General features: G+C 72.3%; 26 protein-coding genes and 5 tRNA genes. 25 read left to right on the top strand and 6 right to left on the bottom strand.

Going from position 1 to position 24,920, the window contains the following annotated elements:
- Positions 1-15 precede the first annotated feature (15 nt).
- The 7 genes from A6F73_RS11540 (at position 16) to A6F73_RS11510 (ending at position 3,089) form a co-directional block, all read left to right on the top strand.
- Positions 16-816 carry a fumarylacetoacetate hydrolase family protein gene (locus A6F73_RS11540; RefSeq protein WP_063347716.1) on the top strand — a complete coding sequence of 267 codons (801 nt, stop codon included), beginning with the start codon at positions 16-18 and terminating at the stop codon, positions 814-816.
- Complete coding sequence (gene gltX / locus A6F73_RS11535) at positions 809-2,332, top strand: glutamate--tRNA ligase (protein WP_063347715.1); 1,524 nt, start codon at positions 809-811, stop codon at positions 2,330-2,332. Before A6F73_RS11540 ends, gltX begins: the two co-directional genes overlap by 8 nt.
- Before the next feature lie 252 nt (positions 2,333-2,584).
- Positions 2,585-2,656, top strand: a tRNA-Gln gene (locus A6F73_RS11530).
- Between the two features lie 37 nt (positions 2,657-2,693).
- Positions 2,694-2,766: transfer RNA gene (locus tag A6F73_RS11525), tRNA-Glu, on the top strand.
- A 27-nt stretch (positions 2,767-2,793) separates the two neighbouring features.
- Positions 2,794-2,866: transfer RNA gene (locus tag A6F73_RS11520), tRNA-Glu, on the top strand.
- A gap of 26 nt (positions 2,867-2,892) precedes the next feature.
- A tRNA-Glu gene (locus A6F73_RS11515) sits at positions 2,893-2,965 on the top strand.
- Positions 2,966-3,014: 49 nt separating this feature from the next.
- Positions 3,015-3,089, top strand: a tRNA-Gln gene (locus A6F73_RS11510).
- 105 nt (positions 3,090-3,194) lie between these two features.
- On the opposite strand, the gene A6F73_RS11505 is transcribed toward A6F73_RS11510, so the two are convergent.
- Positions 3,195-3,908, bottom strand: a complete 714-nt coding sequence (locus tag A6F73_RS11505; RefSeq protein WP_063347714.1) for an IclR family transcriptional regulator — start codon at positions 3,906-3,908, stop codon at positions 3,195-3,197.
- Positions 3,909-4,140: 232 nt separating this feature from the next.
- On the opposite strand from A6F73_RS11505, the gene leuC reads away from it, so the two are divergent.
- From leuC to A6F73_RS11490, 4 genes are all read left to right on the top strand, one after another.
- On the top strand, positions 4,141-5,577 hold the full coding sequence (leuC, locus tag A6F73_RS11500) for a 3-isopropylmalate dehydratase large subunit (protein ID WP_063347713.1): 1,437 nt from the start codon (positions 4,141-4,143) through the stop codon (positions 5,575-5,577).
- 5 nt (positions 5,578-5,582) lie between these two features.
- Complete coding sequence (leuD, locus tag A6F73_RS11495; protein ID WP_063347712.1) at positions 5,583-6,179, top strand: 3-isopropylmalate dehydratase small subunit; 597 nt, start codon at positions 5,583-5,585, stop codon at positions 6,177-6,179.
- Positions 6,180-6,519: 340 nt separating this feature from the next.
- Entirely contained in the window at positions 6,520-6,708 is a 189-nt protein-coding gene (locus A6F73_RS39270; RefSeq protein WP_079135607.1) for a hypothetical protein, read from the top strand.
- Positions 6,709-6,841: 133 nt separating this feature from the next.
- A complete protein-coding gene (locus tag A6F73_RS11490; RefSeq protein ID WP_063347711.1) occupies positions 6,842-7,558 on the top strand; it encodes an HU family DNA-binding protein in 717 nt (238 codons plus the stop codon).
- A 207-nt stretch (positions 7,559-7,765) separates the two neighbouring features.
- Here the strand turns inward: A6F73_RS11490 and A6F73_RS42180 are convergent, their stop codons facing one another.
- Both A6F73_RS42180 and cofC read right to left on the bottom strand, forming a co-directional pair.
- Complete coding sequence (locus tag A6F73_RS42180) at positions 7,766-7,987, bottom strand: hypothetical protein (protein WP_063347710.1); 222 nt, start codon at positions 7,985-7,987, stop codon at positions 7,766-7,768.
- A 56-nt stretch (positions 7,988-8,043) separates the two neighbouring features.
- Positions 8,044-8,727 (bottom strand): 2-phospho-L-lactate guanylyltransferase, encoded by a 684-nt coding sequence (gene cofC / locus A6F73_RS11480; RefSeq protein WP_063347709.1) that lies wholly within the window; start codon positions 8,725-8,727, stop codon positions 8,044-8,046.
- Between the two features lie 232 nt (positions 8,728-8,959).
- On the opposite strand from cofC, the gene A6F73_RS11475 reads away from it, so the two are divergent.
- The 3 genes from A6F73_RS11475 (at position 8,960) to A6F73_RS11465 (ending at position 12,009) form a co-directional block, all read left to right on the top strand.
- Entirely contained in the window at positions 8,960-9,784 is an 825-nt protein-coding gene (locus tag A6F73_RS11475; protein ID WP_063347708.1) for a lysophospholipid acyltransferase family protein, read from the top strand.
- Between the two features lie 14 nt (positions 9,785-9,798).
- Positions 9,799-10,782: an NAD(P)H-dependent glycerol-3-phosphate dehydrogenase gene (locus A6F73_RS11470; protein ID WP_079135606.1), complete on the top strand. Its 984-nt coding sequence runs from the start codon at positions 9,799-9,801 to the stop codon at positions 10,780-10,782.
- Positions 10,783-10,863: 81 nt separating this feature from the next.
- Positions 10,864-12,009: a D-alanine--D-alanine ligase family protein gene (locus A6F73_RS11465; RefSeq protein ID WP_063347706.1), complete on the top strand. Its 1,146-nt coding sequence runs from the start codon at positions 10,864-10,866 to the stop codon at positions 12,007-12,009.
- Between the two features lie 66 nt (positions 12,010-12,075).
- Here A6F73_RS11465 and A6F73_RS11460 read toward each other — a convergent pair whose 3' ends face one another.
- The gene (locus tag A6F73_RS11460; RefSeq protein ID WP_159398430.1) at positions 12,076-12,594 is read right to left on the bottom strand and encodes a DUF3515 domain-containing protein; all 519 of its coding nucleotides are present in this window, start codon (positions 12,592-12,594) and stop codon (positions 12,076-12,078) included.
- A 20-nt stretch (positions 12,595-12,614) separates the two neighbouring features.
- The gene (locus A6F73_RS11455; RefSeq protein WP_063347705.1) at positions 12,615-12,848 is read right to left on the bottom strand and encodes an Lrp/AsnC ligand binding domain-containing protein; all 234 of its coding nucleotides are present in this window, start codon (positions 12,846-12,848) and stop codon (positions 12,615-12,617) included.
- A 206-nt stretch (positions 12,849-13,054) separates the two neighbouring features.
- On the opposite strand from A6F73_RS11455, the gene A6F73_RS11450 reads away from it, so the two are divergent.
- The 3 genes from A6F73_RS11450 to thiD all read left to right on the top strand — a co-directional run bounded on the left by A6F73_RS11450 (position 13,055) and on the right by thiD (position 16,063).
- Positions 13,055-14,020, top strand: coding sequence for a thiamine-phosphate kinase (locus tag A6F73_RS11450; protein ID WP_063347704.1), 966 nt, complete (start codon positions 13,055-13,057; stop codon positions 14,018-14,020).
- Positions 14,021-14,216: 196 nt separating this feature from the next.
- The gene (locus A6F73_RS11445; RefSeq protein ID WP_063347703.1) at positions 14,217-15,242 is read left to right on the top strand and encodes a 6-phosphofructokinase; all 1,026 of its coding nucleotides are present in this window, start codon (positions 14,217-14,219) and stop codon (positions 15,240-15,242) included.
- 23 nt (positions 15,243-15,265) lie between these two features.
- Positions 15,266-16,063 carry a bifunctional hydroxymethylpyrimidine kinase/phosphomethylpyrimidine kinase gene (gene thiD, locus A6F73_RS11440; protein ID WP_063347702.1) on the top strand — a complete coding sequence of 266 codons (798 nt, stop codon included), beginning with the start codon at positions 15,266-15,268 and terminating at the stop codon, positions 16,061-16,063.
- 181 nt (positions 16,064-16,244) lie between these two features.
- Here thiD and rpmB read toward each other — a convergent pair whose 3' ends face one another.
- Positions 16,245-16,430 carry a 50S ribosomal protein L28 gene (rpmB, locus tag A6F73_RS39265; protein ID WP_014138233.1) on the bottom strand — a complete coding sequence of 62 codons (186 nt, stop codon included), beginning with the start codon at positions 16,428-16,430 and terminating at the stop codon, positions 16,245-16,247.
- Positions 16,431-16,729: 299 nt separating this feature from the next.
- Between rpmB and A6F73_RS11435 the strand changes: the two genes are divergently transcribed.
- The 8 genes from A6F73_RS11435 (at position 16,730) to rpmF (ending at position 24,903) form a co-directional block, all read left to right on the top strand.
- On the top strand, positions 16,730-18,361 hold the full coding sequence (locus tag A6F73_RS11435) for a DAK2 domain-containing protein (RefSeq protein ID WP_063347701.1): 1,632 nt from the start codon (positions 16,730-16,732) through the stop codon (positions 18,359-18,361).
- Positions 18,362-18,412: 51 nt separating this feature from the next.
- Complete coding sequence (gene recG / locus A6F73_RS11430; RefSeq protein ID WP_063347700.1) at positions 18,413-20,629, top strand: ATP-dependent DNA helicase RecG; 2,217 nt, start codon at positions 18,413-18,415, stop codon at positions 20,627-20,629.
- A 105-nt stretch (positions 20,630-20,734) separates the two neighbouring features.
- On the top strand, positions 20,735-21,268 hold the full coding sequence (locus A6F73_RS11425) for a hypothetical protein (protein ID WP_063347699.1): 534 nt from the start codon (positions 20,735-20,737) through the stop codon (positions 21,266-21,268).
- Positions 21,269-21,368: 100 nt separating this feature from the next.
- Entirely contained in the window at positions 21,369-21,953 is a 585-nt protein-coding gene (gene rsmD / locus A6F73_RS11420) for a 16S rRNA (guanine(966)-N(2))-methyltransferase RsmD (RefSeq protein ID WP_063347698.1), read from the top strand.
- Positions 21,954-22,002: 49 nt separating this feature from the next.
- Entirely contained in the window at positions 22,003-22,494 is a 492-nt protein-coding gene (gene coaD, locus A6F73_RS11415) for a pantetheine-phosphate adenylyltransferase (RefSeq protein ID WP_063347697.1), read from the top strand.
- Between the two features lie 207 nt (positions 22,495-22,701).
- On the top strand, positions 22,702-23,910 hold the full coding sequence (locus A6F73_RS11410) for an ATP synthase F0 subunit B (protein WP_063347696.1): 1,209 nt from the start codon (positions 22,702-22,704) through the stop codon (positions 23,908-23,910).
- 172 nt (positions 23,911-24,082) lie between these two features.
- The gene (locus tag A6F73_RS11405) at positions 24,083-24,727 is read left to right on the top strand and encodes a DUF177 domain-containing protein (RefSeq protein ID WP_063347695.1); all 645 of its coding nucleotides are present in this window, start codon (positions 24,083-24,085) and stop codon (positions 24,725-24,727) included.
- 2 nt (positions 24,728-24,729) lie between these two features.
- Entirely contained in the window at positions 24,730-24,903 is a 174-nt protein-coding gene (gene rpmF, locus A6F73_RS39260) for a 50S ribosomal protein L32 (protein ID WP_030056747.1), read from the top strand.
- The last annotated feature ends 17 nt before the right edge of the window (positions 24,904-24,920 follow it).

The raw sequence follows: 24,920 nt of genomic DNA, 5'->3' as shown, positions 1-24,920 counted from the left end.
AGGGGTATCCCAGCCGTGCGCATTGCCAGGTTTTCCGTCCGGGAAGGGAGCCCTGCCGCCGGCAGCGTCTCCTTCGGCGTGGTGGAGGGCGACCCTTCCCAGCCCGACTCGCTGGTCGTCCACGCGCTGGCCGGCCACCCGTTCGGCCAGCCCCAGCCGACCGGCGAGAGTTACCGCTTCCAGGACGTCCGGCTGCTCAGCCCGATGCTCCCCAACAAGATCGTGGCGGTCGGCCGCAACTTCGCGGCGCACGCCGCCGAACTGGGCAACGACGTCCCGGACGTGCCGCTCACCTTCTTCAAGCCGTCCACCTCGGTGATCGGCCCGACCGAGAACATCGCGTACCCGCCGTTCTCCTCGGACGTCCAGCACGAGGCCGAACTCGCCGTGGTGATCGGCCGGATGTGCCGCGAGGTGCCGCTGGACCGGGTGCCCGAGGTGATCCTCGGCTACACCTGCGCCAACGACGTCACCGCCCGGGACGTGCAGAAGCGCGAGGGCCAGTGGGCCCGGGCCAAGGGCTTCGACACCTCCTGCCCGCTGGGCCCGTGGATCGAGACCGACCTGGACCCGGCCGACCTCGCCGTCACCTGCACGGTCAACGGCGAGCTCCGGCAGGCCGGCCGCACCTCCCAGATGGTCCGCTCGGTCGCCGAGCTGATCGTCCACATCTCCGAGGCCATGACGCTGCTGCCCGGCGACGTCATCCTCACCGGCACGCCCGCAGGGGTGGGCCCGCTCAACGTCGGCGACGAGGTCGCCGTCTCCATCGAAGGCATCGGCACTCTCACCAACAAGGTGATCAAGCGTGGCTAGTGAAAAGCTCAGCGGCTCCGCCGCGGGCAACCCGGTCGTCCGGGTTCGTTTCTGTCCGTCCCCGACCGGGAACCCGCACGTGGGCCTGGTCCGCACGGCCCTCTTCAACTGGGCCTACGCCCGCCACAACGGCGGCACGCTGGTCTTCCGGATCGAGGACACCGACTCGGCCCGCGACTCCGAGGAGTCGTACGACCAGCTGCTCGACGCGATGCGCTGGCTCGGCTTCGACTGGGACGAGGGCCCGGAGGTCGGCGGCCCGCACGAGCCGTACCGCCAGTCCCAGCGGATGGACATCTACGCCGACGTCGCCCGCCGCCTGCACGAGGCCGGCCACGCCTACCACTGCTACTGCAGCACCGAGGAGCTGGACGCCCGCCGCGAGGCCGCCCGCGCGGCCGGCAAGCCCTCCGGCTACGACGGCCACTGCCGCGAGCTGACGGACGAGCAGGTCGCCGTCTACAAGCTGGAGAAGCGCGAGCCGATCCTGCGCTTCCGGATGCCCGACCGCACCCTCAGCTTCGACGACCTGGTGCGCGGCACGCTCACCTTCGAGCCGGAGAACGTGCCGGACTACGGCATCGTCCGGGCCAACGGCGCCCCGCTGTACACCCTGGTCAACCCGGTGGACGACGCCCTGATGGGCATCACCCACGTGCTGCGCGGCGAGGACCTGCTCTCCTCCACCCCGCGGCAGATCGCGCTGTACGCCGCGCTCGCCGAGATCGGCGTCGGCGACGGCACCACCCCGCGCTTCGGCCACCTGCCGTACGTGATGGGCGAGGGCAACAAGAAGCTCTCCAAGCGCGACCCGCAGGCCTCGCTCAACCTGTACCGCGAGCGCGGCTTCATCCCCGAGGGCCTGCTCAACTACCTGTCCCTGCTGGGCTGGTCGCTGGCCGACGACCGCGACCTGTTCGGCATCGACGAGATGGTCGCCGCCTTCGACATCGCCAAGGTGAACGCCAACCCGGCCCGCTTCGACCTGAAGAAGTGCGAGGCGATCAACGCCGAGCACGTCCGCAAGCTGGCCCCGGAGGACTTCGTCCGCCGCCTGGTGCCGTACCTCCAGGCCCCCGGGCTGCTGCCGGCCGAGCCGACCGCCGAGCAGCTGGACCTGCTCGCGAAGATCGCGCCGCTCACCCAGGAGCGGATGGTCGTGCTGAGCGAGATCGTGAACATGGCCGGCTTCCTGTTCGTCGACCCGGCCGACTTCACCGTCGACCCGGACGACGCCGCCAAGGCGCTGACCGCCGACGCCCGCCCGGTGCTGGAGGCCAGCGTCAAGGCGCTGGAGGCGCTCGCGGACTTCAGCCCGGAGCCGATCCAGGCCGCGCTGCGCGAGGCGCTGGTGGACGGGCTGGGCATCAAGCCCAAGTTCGCGTTCACGCCGCTGCGGGTCGCCGTCACCGGCCGCCGGGTCTCGCCGCCGCTGTTCGAGTCGATGGAGCTGCTCGGGCGCCCCGAGACGCTGCGCCGGCTGAACTCCGCCCTGGAGGCCCTGCCGGCCGCCTGAGCGGGCCGCTGAGCAGGCTGCGGGCCCGGCCTCGTGCCGGGCCCGCTGCCTGCCCGGACGTCACCGCCGGGACGTCACCGCCAGGTCGCCCGGCCGCTGCCTGGGGTTATCGATTTTGGAGCCGGGGCCGGCGTCGGGTAATGTTCTTTCTGCGCCGCCCGGGAGGGAACGGACGAGGGAGCGAAACCCTCCACCCGGCCCCGAACGAGAGGCGCAACGCCTGAGAAGGCCCCGACAGGGGTTCAACTCTGGTGGGGTATGGTGTAATTGGCAGCACGAGTGATTCTGGTTCATTTAGTCTAGGTTCGAGTCCTGGTACCCCAGCGCAGTACGCAAGTCCAGCAGTACAAGTGAAGAACAAGCCCCCGTTGTGTAGCGGCCTAGCACGCTGCCCTCTCACGGCAGTAGCGCCGGTTCGAATCCGGTCGGGGGTACTGATCCCGCAAGGGATCACCTGGAAAGCCCCCGTTGTGTAGCGGCCTAGCACGCTGCCCTCTCACGGCAGTAGCGCCGGTTCGAATCCGGTCGGGGGTACTGATCCCGCAAGGGATCGCCAGGAAGCCCCCGTTGTGTAGCGGCCTAGCACGCTGCCCTCTCACGGCAGTAGCGCCGGTTCGAATCCGGTCGGGGGTACTTCAGAGCATGAAGCCGGTGGGTTATCCCATCGGCCCTTGCTTTGCGTTGGGGTATGGTGTAATTGGCAGCACGAGTGATTCTGGTTCATTTAGTCTAGGTTCGAGTCCTGGTACCCCAGCCAGAAATTCAAGGCCCCGGTTTCCGGGGTCTTTTTTTGTATTTCCCGGAGCATTCCGAAGGGCCCCGCGCGGTGGTGCTGCGCGGGGCCCTTTCCGGATGGCGGCGGTCAGCCGCGGCGGAGCGCCTCGGTGAGCCGGTTCGCGGCCTCGATGATGGCCTGGGCGTGCAGGCGGCCCGGGTGACGGGTCAGCCGCTCGATCGGGCCGGAGACGGAGACGGAGGCCACCACGCGGTTGGAGGGGCCGCGCACGGGAGCGGAGACGGACGCGACGCCCGGCTCACGCTCGCCGATCGACTGGGCCCAGCCGCGCCGGCGGACGCCGCTGAGCGCGGTGGCGGTGAAACGGGCGCCCTGGAGGCCGCGGTGGAGCCGCTCGGGCTCCTCCCAGGCCAGCAGGACCTGGGCGGCCGAGCCGGCCTTCATCGGCAGGGTGCTGCCGACCGGGACGGTGTCCCGCAGGCCGGAGAGCCGCTCGGCGGCGGCTACGCAGATCCGCATCTCGCCCTGGCGGCGGTAGAGCTGTGCGCTCTCGCCGGTGACGTCGCGCAGGTGGGTCAGGACCGGGCCCGCGGTGGCGAGCAGCCGGTCCTCGCCCGCCGCGGCGGAGAGTTCGGAGAGACGGGGGCCGAGGATGAATCGCCCCTGCATGTCCCTGGTGACCAGACGGTGGTGTTCGAGTGCGACGGCGAGCCGGTGGGCCGTGGGGCGCGCCAGACCGGTGGCGGCGACCAGCCCCGCCAACGTGGCGGGGCCCGACTCCAGTGCGCTCAGCACCAGAGCGGCCTTGTCGAGAACGCCGACGCCGCTAGAGTTGTCCATGCCCTAAGACTGCAGTCTCATTCCGCGAGACGCAAGTTCAATCTTCCGGGAAAAGCGCCACTCTGGATGCAGCAGCCCGGGAGGCATCCAGGATGCGACCTCGCCAGAGTGTCCGCATCGTGGACAGCGATCCGGCGTGCAGGTCGCGAGAACGCGCCCGCCACAGGGCGGCGGGAGCTCCGACCTCGACGACACGAGAAGGCCGGCAACGCGGCCGGCTGGAGGGAATCCGATGGGACGGACACTCGCAGAGAAGGTCTGGGACGACCACGTCGTGCGGCGCGCGGAGGGAGAGCCCGACCTGCTCTTCATCGATCTCCACCTGCTCCACGAGGTGACCAGCCCGCAGGCCTTCGACGGGCTGCGGCTGGCCGGCCGGACGGTCCGCCGCACCGATCTGACGATCGCCACCGAGGACCACAACACCCCCACCGTCGACATCGACAAGCCGATCGCCGACCCGGTGTCCAAGGTGCAGTTGGAGACGCTGCGCCGCAACGCCGCCGAGTTCGGCGTCCGGATCCACTCGCTCGGCGACATCGAGCAGGGCGTCGTGCACGTGGTCGGCCCGCAGCTGGGCCTGACCCAGCCCGGCATGACCGTGGTCTGCGGCGACTCCCACACCTCGACCCACGGCGCCTTCGGCGCACTGGCGTTCGGCATCGGCACCAGCCAGGTCGAGCACGTGCTGGCCACCCAGACGCTGCCGCTGGCGCCCTTCCGGACCATGGCCGTCACGGTCGAGGGCGAACTGCCCGAGGGCGTCACCGCCAAGGACCTGATCCTGGCCGTGATCACCAAGATCGGCACCGGCGGCGGCCAGGGATACGTCCTGGAGTACCGCGGTTCGGCGATCCGGGGCCTGTCCATGGAAGCCCGGATGACCATCTGCAACATGTCCATCGAGGCCGGCGCCCGGGCGGGCATGATCGCCCCGGACGAGACCACCTTCGACTACCTCAAGGGCCGTCCGCACGCCCCGCAGGGCGAGGACTGGGACGCCGCCGTCGCGTACTGGTCGACCCTGGGCACCGACGAGGACGCGGTCTTCGACCACGAGATCTTCATCGACGCGGCCGCGCTGACCCCGTTCGTCACCTGGGGCACCAACCCCGGCCAGGGCGCCCCGCTGGGCTCCGACGTGCCGGACCCGGCCTCCTTCACCGACCCGCAGGAGCGCGCGGCCGCCGAGAACGCCCTCGCCTACATGGGGCTGGAGGCCGGCACCCCGCTGCGCGAGGTCACCGTCGACGCCGTCTTCGTCGGCTCCTGCACCAACGGCCGGATCGAGGACCTGCGCGCCGCCGCCGCCGTCGTGGAGGGCCGCCGGATCGCCGACGGCGTACGGATGCTGGTCGTCCCGGGCTCCGTCCGGGTCGCCCTGCAAGCCGTGGAGGAGGGCCTGGACAAGGTGTTCACCGCGGCCGGCGCCGAGTGGCGCCACGCGGGCTGCTCGATGTGCCTGGGCATGAACCCCGACCAGCTCGCCCCCGGCGAGCGTTGCGCCTCCACCTCGAACCGCAACTTCGAGGGCCGGCAGGGCAAGGGCGGCCGGACCCACCTGGTGTCCCCGCAGGTCGCCGCCGCGACCGCCGTCCTGGGCCGTCTGGCCGCACCGTCCGATCTGCCCTCCGACCTGGCGGACACCAACGTGGCTGTGGAGGCCTGAGAACCATGGAGAAGTTCACCACCCACACCGGCCGGGCCGTTCCGCTGCGGCGCTCGAACGTGGACACCGACCAGATCATCCCGGCCCACTGGCTCAAGAAGGTCACCCGTTCCGGTTTCGAGGGCGGCCTTTTCGAGGCCTGGCGCAAGGACGAGTCGTTCATCCTCAACCGGCCCGAGCGACAGGGCGCCACGGTCCTGGTGGCCGGCCCGGAGTTCGGCACCGGCTCCTCCCGCGAGCACGCCGTCTGGGCGCTGCAGAACTACGGCTTCCACGCGGTCATCTCGTCGCGCTTCGCGGACATCTTCCGTGGGAATTCCCTGAAGAACGGACTGCTGACGGTCGTCCTGCCGCAAGAGACCGTGGAACGGCTCTGGGCGCTCACCGAGAGTAACCCTTCGGCCGAGATCACCGTTGATCTGGAAGCCCGCGAAGTCCGGGCCGAGGGCGTCACCGCGTCTTTCGAACTGGACGACAACGTCCGGTGGCGGCTGCTCAACGGGCTGGACGACATCAGCATCACCCTGCGGAACGAGGCCGACATCGCGACCTTCGAAGCGACCCGTCCGGCCTTCAAGCCCCGTACTCTGCCGGTTGCCTGAGATCCCCTCAGAACAAGCATTCTGGCGATCCACCGGATGGCCCGCCTCCCCTTCGGGGGGGCGGGCCATCCGCCGTTCCGGAGCACGAGTTAGCGCCGCGGCCCACCCCGGATTGCCCATTTGGCTTTGCCGGAGAGGGCCCCGCGCAAGTACAACTGCGGGTAGATGGCACAATCAGTACATGCACCGGCACCATGAACCTCCGTACGCGGGCGGCGAACCCGCGGCTCCGGAGTCCGTGGGCCGGGGATCCGAACGCCGAATTGACGATCGGCCGGACGTCGCCTCCGCACCAGCTGAGGGGCCGGACGACCAGGAAGTCGCAGCGCTCTACGCGCTTGTGGCCGAGCGGTTGAAGCAAGCTCACGCCCGCGTGCATGCGCTGAACGTGTCTGCCGATGCAAAGACCGCTCTCTCCCGTCAACTCCTCATCGTCACCGAGACCGCCAAGCGCGATCTTCCGGAGGCGGCAAGGCGGTTGAGTCGCTTTGTACATGACCTCGACGAGGGGCGCCCGCCCGTCGCCTGAGGTCGCCGACGCGCAAATCCATTGCGACACTAGGGTGATTCGCGCGTTTGGTAATTGAAAGTCCGCAGATACATACCTAACGTGCGAAAAGAACGGATGGAATCATCCGGCGCCCGTTTCCGAAGGGGAAGACGTGAACAAGGCTCAGCTTGTCGAAGCGGTGGCCGAGCAGCTGGGCGGTCGCAAGGCTGCCGCAGAGGCCGTCGACGCAGTGCTCGACACCATGGTCCGTGCCGTTGTGGCCGGTGACCGGGTTTCGGTCACTGGTTTCGGCACCTTCGAGAAGGTGGAGCGCTCCGCGCGCTTCGCCCGCAACCCGCAGACCGGCGAGAAGGTCAAGGTCAAGAAGACCTCGGTGCCCCGCTTCCGTCCCGGCCAGGGCTTCAAGGACCTGGTCAGCGGCAGCAAGAAGCTGCCGAAGGAAGGCCCCTCGGTGAAGAAGGCCCCCAAGGGCTCCCTCACCCCGGGCAAGAGCGGCGTCGCCGCCACCCCGGCCGCCAAGCGCGCCGCGACCAAGCGTGCCGCCACGGCCGCCGCCGCCGCTGCTCCGGCCAAGAAGGCCGCCGCCAAGAAGGCGACCACCACGGCCGCGGCCAAGAAGACCACCGCGACCGCGACCAAGAAGACGGCCGCCGCCGCCAAGAAGGCGACCACCACCGCCGCCGCGAAGAAGACCACCGCGACCGCGACCAAGAAGACGGCCGCCGCCGCCAAGAAGGCGACCACCACCGCCGCCGCCAAGAAGACCACCGCGACCGCCAAGAAGGCGACCGCGACGGCCAAGAAGACGGCTCCGGCGAAGAAGACCGCCACCCGCAAGACCACCGCGCGCAAGACCTCTGCCAAGTAGTCCCGCGCAGCGGTCCTCGGACGGCCTTCGGCAGAGAGCCGCGGCACCCCCCCTCCGTGAATTACGGAGACCGGGTCGCCGCGGCTCTTTCGATTTCCGGGCGCTTAGTCAGGATTCTCCGACCGACGGTGACCAGGCACGGAACGCGAAGGCGGACGTGCCGGACGGCGGGGGAGGAGCAGCGGGGGGACGGCCAGCGGAGGGCGGTCAGCCCGCGGCGGGGTCGGGGAAGGTCTGCAGCGTCACGAAGACCACCCGGCGGGCCTCGCCGGCGCCCTCGGTGCGGATCCGCACCCGCTGGCCCGGCCGCAGCAGCCGCAGACCGCCGGCGTCGAAGGCGGCCGCGTCGAACGGCACCGGGGTCCCGTCGTCGAGCAGCACGGAGCCGGCCCGGGTGGCGGGGTCGAAGGTGAACGCGGTGGCCTGCATGGCAGCAGCATAGCGAGCGGCCCCGACCGGCCGGGCGGCGTCCCGCGGGACGCCGGTCAGGCCCGTGCCAGCCGGGCGAACAGACTGCTGGTGTACGGGCCGAGGCCGAGCACCGCGGCCTCGCCGAGGTCCGCGCCGGTGTCGACGTCCCGGCGCACCGACTCCACGTCCGCCAGGCGCAGTTCGAGTGCTCCGCCGGCCGCGTGCCGGGCCCGTGAGCCGTCCCCGAAGGCGGGGGAGAGCGGGCGGCCGGGGGTGCAGGCGAGCAGCGTGGTGCCGAGGCCGGGGGAGTCCGGCAGGAAGGCCCGGCCGTCCGGTGGCACCGCGCCCAGCACCCGGGCCAGTTCGACCGGGCGCAGGGCCGGCAGGTCCGCCGAGAGGGCGGCCAGCGGCGAGCGCGGGGCGAGTGCCAGGGCGGCCGCCGCGCCGTGCACCAGCGCCTCGTTGAGGCCCTCGCCGGGTTCGTCGGCGACCACCACCGCGCCCAGCGCCGCCAGCCGGGCGCCGGCCGCCGCGTCCCGGGTGACCACCAGGACCCGGGCGACGCCCGGGGTGGCCAGTGCGGCGGTGGCGGTGTCGAGCGCGAAGGACAGCGCGAGGTCCGCCCGGTGCGGCCCGGCGTACGGGGCCAGTCGGCTCTTCGCGAGGGCGAGCGGCTTGAGCGGCAGCACCAGCGACCAGTCGGTGGTGGGTGCGGGGGGCGCGACGGGCCCGTTGGGGCGTACGGTGTCCTGGGTCATCGGCGTCATTGTGACGCCGGTCCCGGAGCCCTCGCCAGGCCGTCCGATCTGTGCGGACGTGCGTTTGATCACGCCTGCCGGGCGGGTTGGTGCGGTCGCTCGACAGCCGGTGAGCAGCCGGGCGAGACTGTTCCGCACCCGTGATCCGGGCACCGGTCCCGTACCGGTGCGCGGCACCGGGAGGTTATGACCGCGGCACCCCACGTGCCGCTTCGGATGAGGAGGACCTGGGGTGGCCCGCCGCTCGTACGCCAAGTTCGGCAACGCCGACTACGGCATCTGGTACCGCTTCGCGGCCGTGCTGGTGAAGCCGGTGACGACCGCGCTGGTGAAGCCCGACTGGCGGGGCTGGGAGCACCTTCCGAAGGAAGGCGGCTTCATCGCCGCGGTGAACCACAATTCGATCATCGACCCGGTGATCTACGCGCACTGGCAGTACAACAGCGGCCGTCCGCCGCGCATTCTCGGCAAGTCCTCGCTGTTCTCGATTCCCTTCATCGGATTCATGCTGCGCAAGACCGGCCAGATTCCGGTGTTCCGCGAGTCCACCGATGCCGCGCAGGCTTTCCGGGCCGCTATCGACGCCGTCAACGGCGGCCAGTGCGTGCAGTTCTACCCGGAGGGCACGCTCACCCGGGACCCGGACCTGTGGCCGATGACCGGCAAGAGCGGCGTCGCCCGGGTCGCGCTGATGACCGGCGCGCCGGTCATCCCGGTCGCGCACTGGGGAGCGCACGAGATCATCCCGCCGTACGGCCGGCCGGGCTTCGGGAAGGGCAAGTTCAACCTCTTCCCGCGCCACCGGGTCACCGTGGCGGCGGGACCTGCGGTGGACCTGAGCAAGTACCGGGGCCAGGAGCTCACCGCCCAGGTGCTGGGCGACGCCACCGAGGACATCATGACGGCGATCACCGCCGTGCTGGCCGACGTCCGCGGCGAGGAGCCGCCGGCCGAGCGCTACGACATGCGCAAGGCCGCCCGGAACCGCGCCGCCGCGGCCGCCGCCGAACGCCGGCGCGCCAAGGGCGGAAACGACGACGAGGAGGGCGGCCGGTGACCCGCTGCGCAGTGATGGGGACGGGCTCGTGGGGCACCGCCTTCGCGATGGTGCTGGCCGACGCGGGCAGTGACGTCGTCCTGTGGGCCCGCCGCCAGGAACTCGTCGACGCCATCAACACCACGCACGAGAACCCGGACTACCTGCCGGGCGTGCCGCTGCCGGGCTCCGTCCGGGCCACCACCGACGCCGCCGAGGCGCTGGCCGGCGCCGACTTCGCCGTCCTGGTGGTGCCCTCGCAGACGCTGCGCGACAACCTGGCCGCCTGGACGCCGCTGATCGAGCCGCAGACCGTGCTGGTGAGCCTGATGAAGGGCATCGAACTCGGCACCGCCAAGCGGATGAGCGAGGTGATCGACGAGGTCACCAAGGTCGGCCCGGAGCGCGTCGCAGTGGTCAGCGGGCCCAACCTGGCCCGGGAGATCGCCAACCGGCAGCCCGCCGCCAGCGTCGTCGCCTGTGCGGACGAGGCGGTCGCCAAGCGGCTCCAGGCGGCCTGCCACACGCCGTACTTCCGCCCGTACACCAACACCGACGTGCTGGGCTGCGAGCTCGGCGGCGCGGTCAAGAACGTGATCGGCCTGGCGGTCGGCATGGCGGCCGGCATGGGGCTCGGCGACAACACCAAGGCGACGCTGATCACCCGCGGGCTGGCCGAGACCACCCGGCTCGGCGAGGTGCTCGGCGCCGACCCGCACACCTTCGCCGGGCTCGCCGGGATGGGCGACCTGGTCGCCACCTGCTCCTCGCCGCTGTCGCGCAACAACACCTTCGGCATGAACCTGGGCCGGGGCATGTCGCTCGCGGAGACCATCGCGGCGACCCGGCAGACCGCGGAGGGCGTCAAGTCCTGCGAGTCGGTGCTCGACCTGGCCCGGCGCAACGGCGTCGACATGCCGATCGTCGAGGCGGTGGTGGACGTCGTGCACAACGGGCGGCCCACCCAGGAGGCGCTGCAGGCCCTGATGTCCCGTTCGGCGAAGGCCGAGCGGCGCTGAGCGGCGCGGCGGTGGTCCGGGGCGGTGGCCGGGGGCGGCTGACGCCCCGGAAACCCTTCGCACGGTAGTCTCAAACCCGATATGAGCATCGAACAGTCCTCCCCGAACCCGTCCGCTGCGAAGCCGCGCGTCGCGCTGGTCTTCGGCGGACGCAGCTCCGAGCACGGCGTCTCGGTGGTCACCGCCGGCAGCGTGCTCAAGGCGATCGACCGCGAGAAGTACGAGGTGCTCCCGATCGGGATCACCCCCGAGGGCCGCTGGGCGCTGGTCAGCGACGAGCCCGCCCGGATGGCCATCACCGACGGCCGGATGCCGGACGTCACGGGCGTCGCCGAGTCCGTGGACGGGCAGGTCGCGCTGCCGATCGCCCCGGGCGACCGGGAGGTCGTCCTGAGCGAGCCGGGCAGCACCCCCAAGGCCCTCGGCGAGGTCGACGTGGTGTTCCCGCTGCTGCACGGCCCCTGGGGCGAGGACGGCACCCTGCAAGGCCTGCTGGAGCTGTCCGGCGTGCCCTACGTCGGCAACGGCGTGCTCTCCAGCGCGGTCGGCATGGACAAGGAGTTCACCAAGCGGATCCTGGCCTCGCACGGCCTGGGCGTCGGCCGGTACACCATCGTGCGGCCGCGCGACTGGGAGAGCGAGGCCGGCCGCGCCGCGGTGCGCGAGCGGGCCGCCGAACTCGGCCTGCCGCTGTTCGTGAAGCCCTGCCGGGCCGGTTCCAGCATGGGCATCACCAAGGTCAAGGACCTCACCGACCTCGACGCCGCGATCGAGGAGGCCCGCCGGCACGACCCCAAGCTGATCATCGAGGCCGGCGTGAGCGGCCGCGAGATCGAGTGCGGCGTGCTGGAGACCGAGGACGGCCCGAAGGCCAGCCTCCCGGCCGAGGTGCTGGTCGGCGACGGCTTCGACTTCTACGACTTCGAGGCCAAGTACATCGACTCGTCCGAGGTGCAGATCCCGGCGAAGCTCGACGACGGGCAGACCGCCGAGATCCGCCGCCAGGCGGTGGCCGCGTTCGACGCGCTCGGCTGCGAGGGCCTGGCCCGGGTGGACTTCTTCCTGCTGGAGGACGGCACCTGGATGGTCAACGAGATCAACACCATGCCCGGCTTCACCCCGATCTCGGCCTACCCGAAGATGTGGGAGGCCACCGGGCTGTCCTACCCGGAGCTGATCGACCGGCTGCTCCAGGCGGCGCTGCGCCGCTCGACCGGCCTGCGGTAGCCGCGCGCGGACGACGGAGGGCGGGCCGGGAAGCTCCCGGCCCGCCCTCTCGGCGCCCTCGCGGGCTCAGCCCGGGATGGTGGCCTTCACCGCGCCGGTGAGGGCGGCGGCCGGGTCCAGCGGGCTGGCGTAGACGCCGGCCGGGGAGGTCACCTCGACGTATGCCGCACGCATGGTCGCGACGAAGCGGTAGCCGCCGTCGTCCAGCTTCTGCGACCACCACGTGAGGTCGTCGACCGTCGGCGACATGTCCGCGGCGTGCGGGCCGTTCAGCTCGTCCGGGCGGTCGATCCCGCAGCGCAGCACCGTCCGGGGTGTGGTGTCCCACGCGGCCACGTACGGAGAGGCGGGCGACGGGTTCTTGCGGGCGTGGCCGAGCAGCTCCTGCGGCAGGGCCGCGGCCAGCGCGCGGCAGTACCCGGCCGCCTTGCCGCCCGGCCGGGGGGCCGCCACCGATTCGTCGGCGGAGCCCCAACTGCCGAGCAGCACGACGACCGTGCAGGTCAGGGCGAGCGGCAGGGCCAGCCAGCGGACGGGCGCCGGCAGTACCGTCAGGGCCCGGGGGATTCGGAGTTCTCTGGCCACCCGCCGATGGTAGCCGGGCCTTACAGGTGCACCACCGGACAGGTGAGGGTGCGGGTGATGCCCTCCACCTGCTGGATCTTGGCCACCACGAGGCGGCCCAGGTCGTCCACGGTGTCGGCCTCGGCCCGGACGATGACGTCGTACGGGCCGGTGACGTCCTCGGCCTGGAGGACGCCGGGAATCTCGGAGATCGACTGGGCCACGGCGGTGGCCTTGCCGACCTCGGTCTGGATCAGGATGTATGCCTGTACCACGGGGACCTCCGGCGGCCGGTTACGGGGATCGCCGCCGTGAGCGCCCGGACGGTCGTCGGGGTGGGAACGGGCTCACCGGCAGTCTGATCACCACGCTACCGCGCGGTGGGCCGGGGAGGGGAGACCCCGACACCCCGGAAGGGCGTACGCTGCGCGCGGGGGCGCGACGGGGACGAGTTCAGTATGGACATGCGAGAGGACGGCAGATGCAGGGGACCGTGGGCGAGCTCGGCGAGTTCGGTCTCATCAGGGAGCTGACCGCCCGGGTGCCGCTCACCGACGCGGTCGACCTCGGCCCCGGTGACGACGCCGCGGTGGTGAAGGCCCCGGACGGCCGGGTGGTGGCCACCACGGACGTCCTGATCGAGAACCGGCACTTCCGCCGGGACTGGTCCACCGCCTACGACGTGGGCCGCAAGGCCGCCGCCCAGAACCTCGCCGACGTGGCCGCCATGGGAGCGGTGCCCACCGCGATACTGCTCGGCCTGGTCGCCCCCGCCGACCTGCCCACCACCTGGGCCACCGAGCTGATGGACGGGCTGCGCGACGAGTGCCAGGTGGCCGGGGCGACGGTGGTCGGCGGCGACGTGGTGCGCGGCGACACCGTCACGCTGGCCATCACGGCGCTCGGCGACCTCCAGGGGCGCGCCCCGGTGACGCGCGCCGGTGCGCAGGTCGGCGACGTGGTCGCGGTGACCGGCTGGCTCGGCTGGTCGGCCGCCGGACTCACCGTGCTGCAACGCGGCTTCCGCTCCCCCCGCGCCTTCGTCGAGGCGCACCGCCGGCCCGAGCCGCCGTACCACGCGGGCCCGGCCGGCGCCGAGTTGGGCGCGACCTCGATGATCGACGTGAGCGACGGACTGGTCGCCGACCTCGGCCACGTGGCCCGGGCCAGCGCGGTGGACATCGACCTGAAGGCCGCCGACTTCGACGTCCCGGCGCAGATGGCCGACATCGGACAGGCGGTCGGGGTGGACCCGTTGGTCTGGGTGCTGTCCGGCGGCGAGGACCACGCGATCGTGGCGACCTTCCCGCGCGGGGTCCAACTCCCGGCCCGCTGGCGGGTGGTGGGCGAGGTGACCGGCCGCCCCCGGGGCAGCCGCAGCGGCCGGGTGACGGTGGACGGCGCGCCCTGGGACCGGGTCGGCGGCTGGGACCACTTCGCCGAGTGACGGGCGGCCGCGCCGATTGTCGTACGGCACACGGCGGGTGACCCCCGGACACCGGCGCGCGGCGGGCGGCGCGTGACCCCCGCACTCGCGGCGCACGGGCTTCGCGGGTCCGTTTTGCGTAGGCTGGCGACAACCGAGCCCGCCCGCCGTCTGGTGTGGGTGGTCTGAACCACTGCGAGCGGGAGCGCACCCAGTCATGCGTATCGGTGTACTGACCAGCGGCGGCGACTGCCCCGGCCTCAACGCGGTGATCCGCTCCGTCGTGCACCGGGGCACGGACGTGCACGGCGACGAGATCGTCGGCATCCTGGACGGCTTCCTCGGCCTGATCGAAGGCCGCACCCGGCCGGTCTCGCACGACGACGTCACCGGCCTGCTCACCCTCGGCGGCACCGTCCTGGGCTCCGCCCGGGTGCAGCGCGAGCGGATCTCCTGGGCGGTGGAGAACGCGAAGACGCTGGCCCGGGACATCGGCATCGACGCGCTCATCGCGATCGGCGGCGAGGGCACGCTGACCGCCGCCAGGCTGTTCAGCGACGCCGGACTGCCGGTCGTCGGGGTGCCCAAGACCATCGACAACGACATCAACGCCACCGACGCCACCTTCGGCTTCGACACCGCGGTGCACGTCGCGACCGAGGCGATCGACCGGCTCAAGACCACCGCGGAATCCCACCAGCGCGTCATGGTCGTCGAGTTGATGGGTCGTCACACCGGCTGGATCACCCTCACCGCGGGCATGGCCGGCGGCGCGCACGGCATCCTCATCCCGGAGAAGCCCTTCGACATCGAGGCGGTGGCCCGGATGGTCGACGACCGCTTCGACCGCGGCAAGAAGTTCGCCATCATCGCCGTCGCGGAGGGCGCCGCCCCGATGCCCGGCACCATGCGCTTCGACCACGGCGAGGTCGACCAGTACGGCCACCGGACCTTCGGCGGGATCGGCAACCGGCTCGCCCACGAACTGGAGAACCTGCTCGGCAAGGAGGCCCGCCCGGTCATCCTCGGGCACACCCAGCGCGGCGGCACCCCGACCGCCCGGGACCGCGTGCTCGCCACCCGCTTCGGCTGGCACGCCGTCGAGGCCGTCCACCAGGGCGCGTTCGGCCACTTCACCGCGCTGCGCCGGACCGGGATCGAGCTGGTGCCGATCGCCGACGCGGTGACCCGGCTGAAGACGGTGCCGGAGGACCGCTGGGTGGAGTCCGAGGCCGTGCTCTGAACGCGCGCAGGTAGGTTGACCTCATGGTTTCGACTGCCCCTCCCCGCGTGCTCACCGTCGCCGGCTCCGACTCCGGCGGTGGCGCCGGCATCCAGGCCGACCTCAAGGCGATGCTCGCCCTCGGCGTCCACGGCATGAGCGTGATCACCGCCGTCACCGCGCAGAACTCGCTCGGCGTCCAGGGCTACTGGGAGCTGCCCGCCGAGGCCGTCCGGGCGCAGTTCCGCAGTGTGGTCGACGACATCGGGGTGCAGGCCGTGAAGACCGGCATGCTCGCCTCGATCGAACTGGTCGAGACCGTCTCCGAACTGCTGGCCGGGGTGGACGCCCCGGTGGTCGTCGACCCGGTCGGCGTCTCCAAGCACGGGGACGCCCTGCTGGCCGCCGAGGCCGTCGCCACCGTCCGCGAGCGGCTGCTGCCGGTCGCCACCCTGGCCACCCCCAACCTGCACGAAGTGACCCAGCTCACCGGCCGGACCGTCGAGGGCGAGGGGCAGATGCTGGACGCCGCCAAGGCGTTGCTCGACCTCGGGCCGCGCTGGGCGCTGGTCAAGGGCGGCCACCTGGAGGGCGAGGCCGCGGACCTGCTCTACGGCGGGCCCGGCGAGGTGCACTGGTACCGGGCGCCGCGCTACGACAACCGGCACACCCACGGCACCGGGTGCACCCTGGCCAGCGCGATCGCGGCCGGGCTGGCCAAGGGCGAGTCGCTGCCGGAGGCGGTCGGCTCGGCCAAGGCGTACATCACCGGCGCGATCGCCGGCGGCTTCGCGCTCGGCGCCGGGATCGGCCCGGTCGACCACGCCTGGCGCTGGCGCTGACCCGGCCGGTGGGCGGGCCCCCGGGCCCGCCCACCACCACGGGTGTGGCGGGAAACACGGGTGCGGTGGGACAACAGCGGCGGGAAAACGGCGGCCGGAAAGCGCGGCAGGAAAAACAGTGAAGCCGGTTCATCCGAGGATGAACCGGCTTCACTGGAGGACCGGCATGCCGGTCTGCGCGTCAGCGCGAGACCTTACCGGCCTTGATGCACGAGGTGCAGACGTTGAGCCGCTTCGGCGTCCGCCCAATCACAGCGCGCACCGTCTGAATGTTGGGGTTCCAACGACGGGGGGTACGGCGGTGCGAGTGGGAGATGCTGTTGCCGAAGCCCGGCCCCTTGCCGCAGACGTCGCAGTTGGCAGCCACAGGAGTCACTCCAAGACTTCAGATCATTTACGTTCGACAACCCCGCTGGACCAGCGGAGCACTCGCGTGAACCTGACCGGACCGAGGGGTGAGCCTGGATTGTTCCAGGCAACCGGAAGAGCATACAACGCCTGTTCCGGTTCAACGAAACTACCATGTCCGGCAGGGTGATCGCTCCGGTCGCCGGTCCGGGCGACCCTCCCCGGCCCCCGATAACCTGCCGGTATCACCCCTCGCCGCGGCCTTGGCCGTGCTGCTGCCCCGCAGGCCGTCGCGGCGTCCCACCCGGAGGAGACCTGGTGCTGCACACGCTCGACGCCCCGGCCGTGCGCACCTGGTGCCAGCTCGCCCTGCGTGCGCTCGGCCAGGCCCGCGAGGAGATCGACGCGCTCAACGTCTATCCCGTCCCGGACGGCGACACCGGCACCAACCTCTACCTGACCGTCGAGTCCGCCGCCGCCGAGGTGGAGAGCCGCTTCGCCGACCCCGCCGCCGACCCGGCCCCCGGCCTGGCCGACACCGCACGGGCGATGGCCCGCGGCGCGCTGGTCGGCGCCCGCGGCAACTCCGGGGTGATCCTCGCCCAGTGGCTGCGCGGCACCGCCGAGACGCTCGCCGAGGGCGGCGGCGCCGACCAGCTGCGGGCCGCCCTGCAACGGGCCGCCGACTCCGCCTACCAGGCCGTCGCGGAGCCCGTCGAGGGCACCCTGCTGACCGTCGCCCGGGTCGCGGCCCGGGAGGCCGTCCGGGCCGGGGACGGGCTCGCGCAGGTCGCCGACACCGCCTACCGGGCCGCCCGGGACGCACTGCGGCACACCCCCGAACAGCTCGCCGTGCTGGCCGAGAACGGGGTCGTGGACGCCGGCGGGCGCGGCCTGGTCGCCGTGCTCGGCGCGCTCGCCGACGCCGTCGCCGGGCAGCAGCCGATGGGCCCGGTCGCACTGCGCGGGGACGTCCGGGCGGTCGAGAGCTGTGCGGTGCACCTGAGGCCGCCGGGCCCCGGCCACCCCGCGTTCGAGGTGATCTACCTGCTCGACGCGCCCGACGAGGCCCTGCCCGCGCTGCGCGAGCGGCTCGGCGCGCTCGGCGACTCCCTGGTGGTCGGCGGCGGCGACGGCCTGTGGAACGTGCACGTCCACGTGGACGACGCGGGCGCCGCCGTCGAGGCCGGGGTCGAGGCCGGACGGCCGCACCAGATCCGGATCACGCACTTCGCCGAGGCCGCCGCCCGGGCCGGCAGCGCCGCCGAGCGCGGCGAACGCCGGGAACGGGCCCGCGCGGTGCTCTGCGTGGTGTCCGGCGGGGGGCTGGCCGAGCTGTGCGAGCAGGCCGGCGCCGTCGCCCTGCACGCCGACCCGGACCGCCCGCCGGCCAGTGCCGAACTCGCCGCCGCCGTGCGCCGCTCGGCCGCCCGCGAGGTCGTCCTGCTGCTCAACGACCCCGAACTGCGCGCCGCGGCCGGGGCCGCCGCCGACCAGCTGCGCGAGGAGGGCGTGCGGATCGCCGTGCTGCCGACCCGCTCGCCGGTGCAGGGCCTGGCGGCGCTCGCGGTGCACGAGGGCGGCCGCCGCTTCGACGAGGACGTGGTCGCCATGACCTCCGCGGCCGGCGCCACCCGGTACGCCGAACTCGCCGTGGCCGAGGGGGAGTCCTGGACGATGGCCGGGGTCTGCCAGGCCGGGGACGTGCTCGGCCTGATCGACGGCGACGTCGCGGTGATCGGCACCGGGCTGGCCGAGGTCGGGGCGAGCGTGCTGGACCGGATGCTCGGCGCGGGCGGCGAACTCGTCACCCTGGTCCTCGGCGAGGGCGCCGACGAGGCGCTCGCCGACTGCCTGGTGGCGCACGCCCGGCACCGGCGGCCCGAGGTCGACGCGGTGGTCTTCCACGGCGGCCAGGAGTCCGCGCCGCTGCTCATCGGGGTGGAGTAGGGCACGCCGTGGGGCCCGGAATGTCGGCCCCGTGGTGTAGACAGGGGCCTGATGGGCGCTCTCGATGAACCACTGACCAAACTCGTCGGCGACCGCACCGCGAAGGTGCTCGCCGACAGCCTCAAGCTGCGCACGGTCGGGGACCTGCTGCACCACTATCCGCGCCGCTACGTCGAACGCGGCCAGCTCACCAGCCTGGACGAGCTGGAGATCGACGAGCACGTCACCGTGCTGGCCCGGATCGAGAAGGTCACCCTGATCCCGTTCCGCGGCCGCAAGGGCGACCGGCTGGAGGTCGTCGTCACCGACGGCCGCAGCCGGCTCTCGCTGGTCTTCTTCAACCAGGGCTGGCGGCAGAAGGAGCTCAAGTCCGGCGCCCAGGGCCTGTTCGCGGGCAAGGTCGGCGTCTTCAACCGCAGCCGTCAGCTGGTCTCGCCGGACTACCAGCTGCTCGACGAGGAGGCCGGGTCGGACGCCGCCCGGCAGTTCGCCGGCCGGCTCATCCCGGTCTACGGCGCCAGCGCGCAGATGCCCAGCTGGAAGCTGTCGATCTGCATCGAGACGGCCCTCACCAAGCACCTGGGCGACGTCGGCGAGCCACTGCCCGCCGAACTGCGCGAGCGGCACGGGCTGATCCCGCTGCCCGAGGCGCTGGAGCTGATCCACCGCCCGCGCGGCCAGGCCGACCGCGAGCTCGCCCAGAGCCGGCTGCGCTGGGACGAGGCCTTCGTCCTCCAGGTCGCCCTGGCCCAGCGCCGGGCCGCCGAGTCCGCACTGCCCGCCGTCCCGCGCCGGGCCCGCGCGGGCGGCCTGCTGGACGCCTTCGACGCCCGGCTGCCGTTCACCCTCACCGAGGGCCAGCAGAAGGTGTCCGCCGAGATCGCCGCCGACCTCGCGAGCGAGCACCCGATGCACCGGCTGCTCCAGGGCGAGGTCGGCTCCGGCAAGACCCTGGTCGCGCTGCGCGCCATGCTCGCCGTGGTCGACGCGGACGGCCAGGCGGTGCTGCTCGCGCCCACCGAGGTGCTGGCCCAGCAGCACCACCGCTCGATCGTCGAGATGATGGGCGACCTGGCGGAGGGCGGCATGCTCGGCGGCTCCGACCTCGGCACCCGGGTGGTGCTGCTGACCGGCTCCATGGGCGTCCCGGCCCGCCGCCAGGCGCTGCTCGACATGGCCTGCGGCGACGCGGGCATCGCCATCGGCACCCACGCGCTGATCGAGGACAAGGTCCAGTTCCAGGACCTCGGCCTGGTCGTGGTCGACGAGCAGCACCGCTTCGGCGTCGAACAGCGGGACGCCCTGCGCGCCAAGGGCGAACAGCCGCCGCACCTGCTGGTGATGACCGCCACCCCGATCCCGCGCACCGTCGCGATGACCGTCTTCGGGGACTTGGAGACCTCCGTCCTCGACCAGCTGCCGGCCGGCCGCTCGCCGATCTCCACCCACGTCGTCCCCGCGCTGGAGAAGCCCAACTTCCTCACCCGGGCCTGGGAGCGCGTGCGCGAGGAGGTCGCCAAGGGCCACCAGGCGTACGTGGTCTGCCCCCGGATCGGGGACGAGGAGCCCGCCGCCGAGCCGAAGAAGAAGCGGAAGGCGGCCGAGGAGGACCTGGAGGACGTCGCCGACGCCGGTGCCGGGAGCGACGAACGGCGGCCCCCGCTCTCGGTGGTGGAGACCGCCGGGAAGCTGGTCGGGGGGCCGTTGCAGGGCCTGCGGGTGGAGATCCTGCACGGCCGGCTGGCCCCGGAGGCCAAGGACGAGGTGATGCGCCGGTTCACGGCCGGCGAGGTGGACGTGCTGGTCGCCACCACCGTCATCGAGGTCGGCGTCAACGTCCCCAACTCGACCGCGATGGTCATCATGGACGCCGACCGCTTCGGCGTCTCCCAGCTCCACCAGTTGCGCGGCCGGGTCGGCCGCGGCAGCGCCGCGGGCCTGTGCCTGCTGGTCAGCGACATGCCCGCGGGCAGCGCCGCCCGGGCCCGGCTGGACGCGGTGGCCGGCACCCTGGACGGCTTCGAGCTGTCCCGGATCGACCTCGAACAGCGCCGCGAGGGCGACGTGCTGGGCCAGGCGCAGTCCGGGGTGAAGTCCTCGCTCAAGGTGCTCTCGGTGCTGGAGGACGAGGAGGTCATCCTCACCGCCCGGACGGAGGCCACCCGGCTGGTCGCCGAGGACCGCGAGCTGGCCGCCCACCCGGAGCTGCGCACCGCGCTGGAGAGCCTGCTCGACGAGGACCGCGCGGCCTACATGGAGAAGGGCTGAGCGGCCGCCGCCGGCCCCGGAATTGTCAGACCCCCGCGAGAGAATGAAGGTGTTCAGGGCGCACCCCCAAGGTGCGTACCTGGCACGACATTTGGGGGTCCTGCCATGGCATTCCGTCATCTCAACGAGCTCCCGCTGGGCGACAAGGTCTTTCGGATCGAACTCGCCAGCGACGACGACCGCGAGGTCACCCTCACCCTGACCGGCTGGCGCGAGGGGGCGGCCGCCCAGCCGCTCGCCTCGGGCAAGCTCCGCCTGCCGGTCGAGGACGTCGCCTCGCTGCGGATCGCGCTCAACCGCGCGCTGCGGGCGCTGGCGATCGTCGCCGACGTCTCCGAGCCCATCCCCGACCGCGACGTGCTGCGCGAGCTGTACCCCGGCCACGGCGCCCCCTGGGTCCCGCAGCACGAGGAGGAGCTGGTCCGGCGCTTCCACGACGGCGAGACCATCGCCCGGATCGCCGCCCGCTTCGGCCGCACCCCCGACTCCGTCCGCACCAAGCTGCGCGAGCTCGGGCACGACCCGCGCCGCCCCGAGTTCTGCCCGCCCGACGGCTGCCTGTCCTGGTCCCGCTACGCCTCGCCGGCGCTGCTCGGCGCGGCCGCCCCGGTCCCGCCGGCGGGCTCCGAGGCGAGCTGAAAGGCGAGCTGAGCCGTGACCCCGAGGCCCCACCGATCCGTCGGTGGGGCCTCGACCCGTATAGCGTGGTCGGGCAGCGACGAAAGGACCTTTCCCCACCATGACCCGCGTGATCGCCGGGCTGGCCGGCGGCCGCCGGCTGGCCGTACCGCCAGGCCGGGGCACCCGCCCGACCTCCGACAAGGCCCGTGAGGCGATGTTCTCCACCCTGGAGGCGCTGCGCGGCACCCTGCACGGGGCCCGGATGCTCGACCTGTTCGGCGGATCGGGCGCGGTCGGCCTGGAGGCGCTGTCGCGCGGCGCCGAGCACGTCCTGCTGGTCGAGGCGGACGGCCAGGCGGCCCGGGTGATCCGGGAGAACGTCCGCACGATCGGCCTGCCCGGCGTGGAGGTGAAGGCCACCAGGGCCGAGCAGGTGCTCGCGGGCCCGCCCCCGCAGACCCCGTACGACCTGGTCTTCCTCGACCCGCCGTACGCCGTGACGGACGACGAGCTGCGCGAGATGCTGATCACACTCCTGGCCGGGGGCTGGCTCGCGGAGGACGCACTCGTCACCGTGGAGCGCAGCACCCGTGGCGGCGAGTTCGGCTGGCCCGAGGGCTTCGAGGTGCTGCGCTCGCGCCGCTACGGCGAGGGCACGCTCTGGTACGGTCGCGCCGCCGCCGAGACCAGCCAGCACGAGTAGCGGGCCGAGGCCCGCAGCAGCCGTCACCCCCCGAGGGAGCACCCACGCCATGCGCCGCGCCGTCTGTCCCGGTTCGTTCGACCCGATCACCAACGGTCATCTCGACATCATCGGGCGGGCCTCGAAGCTGTACGACGTCGTGCACATCACGGTCCTGATCAACCGCAACAAGCAGGGCATGTTCAGCGTCGAGGAGCGGATCGGCCTGATCGAGGAGGTCACCGCGGACTTCGGGAACGTGGTGGTCGAGTCGTACCACGGCCTGCTGGTGGACTTCTGCCGGGAGCGCGGGATCCCCGCGATCATCAAGGGCCTGCGCGCGGTCAGCGACTTCGACTACGAGTTGCAGATGGCCCAGATGAACCACGGCCTGTCCGGGGTGGAGACGCTGTTCGTGCCGACCTCCCCGACGTACAGCTTCCTCTCCTCGACGCTGGTCAAGGAGGTCGCCTCGTACGGCGGGGACGTCTCCCACCTGCTGCCGGAGACGGTGCACCGGCGGCTGGTCGAGCGGATCGCGGAGCGCAAGGCCCAGCAGTAGGCGGGAGCGGCGGTGGCTGCGGGGCGGCCGTCCGTTTCTGCCGGTTCGTCATGACTTGTCCGGTGCCCGGTCGACCGGTTCGGCTCGGGCGTTGTGACCTCGCCGCGCGGTGGCCGTACAGTCTGTATTCCTGCCCCTGCGGTGAGGTTCACCGCGTCGGGCCTGCCTCCGCCGGACCGTCGGCGGCACACGGAAAGACGAAGCCCCGTGGACGTGCAGAACAAGGTCGACGAGATCGTCGCGGCGGTCGAGAACGCCCGCTCGATGCCGATGTCGGCCTCCTGCGTGGTGAACCGGGCCGAGCTGGTCGGCCTGCTCAACGCCCTCAAGGCGGAGCTGCCCGCCGAACTCGCCCAGGCCCAGTCGATGATGGCCGACCACGAGCAGGTGGTGGCCGGGGCCCAGGCCGAGGCCGACCGGATCATCCAGGGTGCACACGCCGAGCGCGGCTCGCTGATCTCGGACACCGAGGTGGTCCGCCGGGCCCAGGCCGAGGCCGACCGGATCCTCGCCGAGGCCCGTGGCGAGGTCGAGGCCAAGCGCGCCGAGGCCGACGACTACGTGGACAGCAAGCTCGCCAACTTCGAGGTCGTGCTGACCAAGACGCTCGGCGCCGTCGGCCGTGGCCGGACCAAGCTGCGCGGTGACTCCAGCGTCTTCGAGACCGACTTCGACGGCGAGACGGACGGCGAGGAGTTCCAGCCGCAGCGGATCACCCCCAGCCCCGAGGTCGACGAGTACGTCGATGTGAAGCTCGCCACGCTGGAGAACGTCCTCAGCGCCACCCTGGAGGCCGTCGGCAAGGGCCGCGACAAGCTGCTCGGCAAGCGGCCGATCGACGAGCTGGGCGCCTACCTGGCCGCCGCCGACGAGGCGCAGCAGGCCAAGGAGCGGGCCGAGGCGGTGGCCGCCGGCTTCGCCACCGACGGCGACGCCAACGGCGACGACATCGCCTGGTACCGCGAGGACGTCCCGCAGCAGCAGACCTGGCCGGAGCAGACCCCGGCCGCGGCGGGCTGGCAGGCCCCCGGCGTCGACCAGTACGCGGCCGCCCAGCAGCAGGGCGGGCAGCAGCAGGGGCAGTACGCCGAGGTGTACGCCGGCGGCTACGACCCGGCCGGCCAGGGCGACCCGTACGGTGCCCAGTGGGGGCACCAGCAGCAGGGCACCGCGGACGGCTACCCGCAGCAGCAGCCGGACTACGCGGCCCAGCAGCAGCACGGGGACTACGGCTATCCGCACCAGCAGCAGCCGGGTTACGGCGCGCAGCAGTACGACGCCTACACCTACCCGCAGCAGCCCGCCGCCCCGCCTGCCGTGCCGCAACAGCAGCAGCAGCCGGGCCTGGACGAGACCAGCTTCTTCGACACCAGCATGATCGACATGACCCGGCTCCGGGAGCTGGGCGGCCGCTGAGCCGGCTCCGCTCGGGCCCGGCGCGAGCTCCTGACGGGAGCGAAGTTGGGCCTGGCGGGAGACTCCGGTAGGCTGACCACTCCGGCCTTTTCGTGTCGGACTGTCGGCTTGCCCGCGCACCGCTGGTGCGGAGGCACCGCGATCGAAGATTCCCCATGGAAGTCAGGACACCTTGAACCGCCTCGACCACCGCGACCCCCTCGTGTTCGACACGCACGAGCTGGGACGTCGCCCGGGCTCGCTGCGCAAGGTGTCCCGCACTCTGGAGGCCCCCGCGGGCCTGGGGATCATCGACGTGATCGGCGTCCCCGAGAAGAGCGAGCTCCGGCTGGAGCTCCGCCTGGAGTCCGTGGTCGAGGGCGTGCTGGTCACCGGCACCGCCGAGGCCCAGGTCGAGGGCGAGTGCGCCCGGTGCCTGGAGCCCGTCGAGGACGACCTCGACGTCGACTTCCAGGAGCTGTACTACTACCCGGAGTCCGACGAGCGTCACCGCGCCCGGACCGCCGGGGCCGAGGACCTCGACGAGGACTCGGAAGAAGATACTTACCGTCTGGAGGGCGACTTCTTCGACCTCCAGCCGGTGCTGCGTGACGCGGTGGTGCTCGCACTGCCGCTGCAGCCGGTGTGCCAGGAAGACTGCCTGGGCCTGTGCTCCGAATGCGGAGCGCGCCTGAGCGACGACCCGACGCACCACCACGACGCCGCCGACCCCCGGTGGGCGGCTCTGCAGGGACTCTCCGCCGCCCCCGGCGACGAGGGTGACGGGATCAAGAACAGCGACACCCGTGAGGGTCTCGCCGAGAACCAGGAGAAGTAGCCGTGGCTGTTCCGAAGCGGAAGATGTCGCGCAGCAACACGCGCCACCGTCGGTCCAACTGGAAGGCCGTTGTTCCGGCCCTCGTGGCGTGCGACCGCTGCCACGAGCCGAAGCTGGGTCACATCGCGTGCCCGAGCTGCGGCACGTACAACCGTCGCCAGGTCCTCTCGGTCTGATCGGCGGGGTGCACGGA

It is taken from the genome of Streptomyces sp. MJM8645, from assembly GCF_001625365.1.
In the GTDB taxonomy this organism is placed as follows: Bacteria; Actinomycetota; Actinomycetes; order Streptomycetales; family Streptomycetaceae; genus Kitasatospora.
Note: the sequence above shows the minus strand (reverse complement) of the source record. Positions and strands in the feature narration are given on the sequence as shown.

Coding starts and splice junctions, on each gene's coding strand:
- A6F73_RS11505 (WP_063347714.1), bottom strand. CDS start 3,908: ATGGACAACTCTAGCGGCGTCGGCGTTCTCGACAAGGCCGCTCTGGTG.
- leuC (WP_063347713.1), top strand. CDS start 4,141: ATGGGACGGACACTCGCAGAGAAGGTCTGGGACGACCACGTCGTGCGG.
- leuD (WP_063347712.1), top strand. CDS start 5,583: ATGGAGAAGTTCACCACCCACACCGGCCGGGCCGTTCCGCTGCGGCGC.
- A6F73_RS42180 (WP_063347710.1), bottom strand. CDS start 7,987: ATGCAGGCCACCGCGTTCACCTTCGACCCCGCCACCCGGGCCGGCTCC.
- cofC (WP_063347709.1), bottom strand. CDS start 8,727: ATGACCCAGGACACCGTACGCCCCAACGGGCCCGTCGCGCCCCCCGCA.
- A6F73_RS11470 (WP_079135606.1), top strand. CDS start 9,799: ATGGGGACGGGCTCGTGGGGCACCGCCTTCGCGATGGTGCTGGCCGAC.
- A6F73_RS11465 (WP_063347706.1), top strand. CDS start 10,864: ATGAGCATCGAACAGTCCTCCCCGAACCCGTCCGCTGCGAAGCCGCGC.
- A6F73_RS11450 (WP_063347704.1), top strand. CDS start 13,055: ATGCAGGGGACCGTGGGCGAGCTCGGCGAGTTCGGTCTCATCAGGGAG.
- A6F73_RS11445 (WP_063347703.1), top strand. CDS start 14,217: ATGCGTATCGGTGTACTGACCAGCGGCGGCGACTGCCCCGGCCTCAAC.
- thiD (WP_063347702.1), top strand. CDS start 15,266: ATGGTTTCGACTGCCCCTCCCCGCGTGCTCACCGTCGCCGGCTCCGAC.
- recG (WP_063347700.1), top strand. CDS start 18,413: ATGGGCGCTCTCGATGAACCACTGACCAAACTCGTCGGCGACCGCACC.
- A6F73_RS11425 (WP_063347699.1), top strand. CDS start 20,735: ATGGCATTCCGTCATCTCAACGAGCTCCCGCTGGGCGACAAGGTCTTT.
- rsmD (WP_063347698.1), top strand. CDS start 21,369: ATGACCCGCGTGATCGCCGGGCTGGCCGGCGGCCGCCGGCTGGCCGTA.
- coaD (WP_063347697.1), top strand. CDS start 22,003: ATGCGCCGCGCCGTCTGTCCCGGTTCGTTCGACCCGATCACCAACGGT.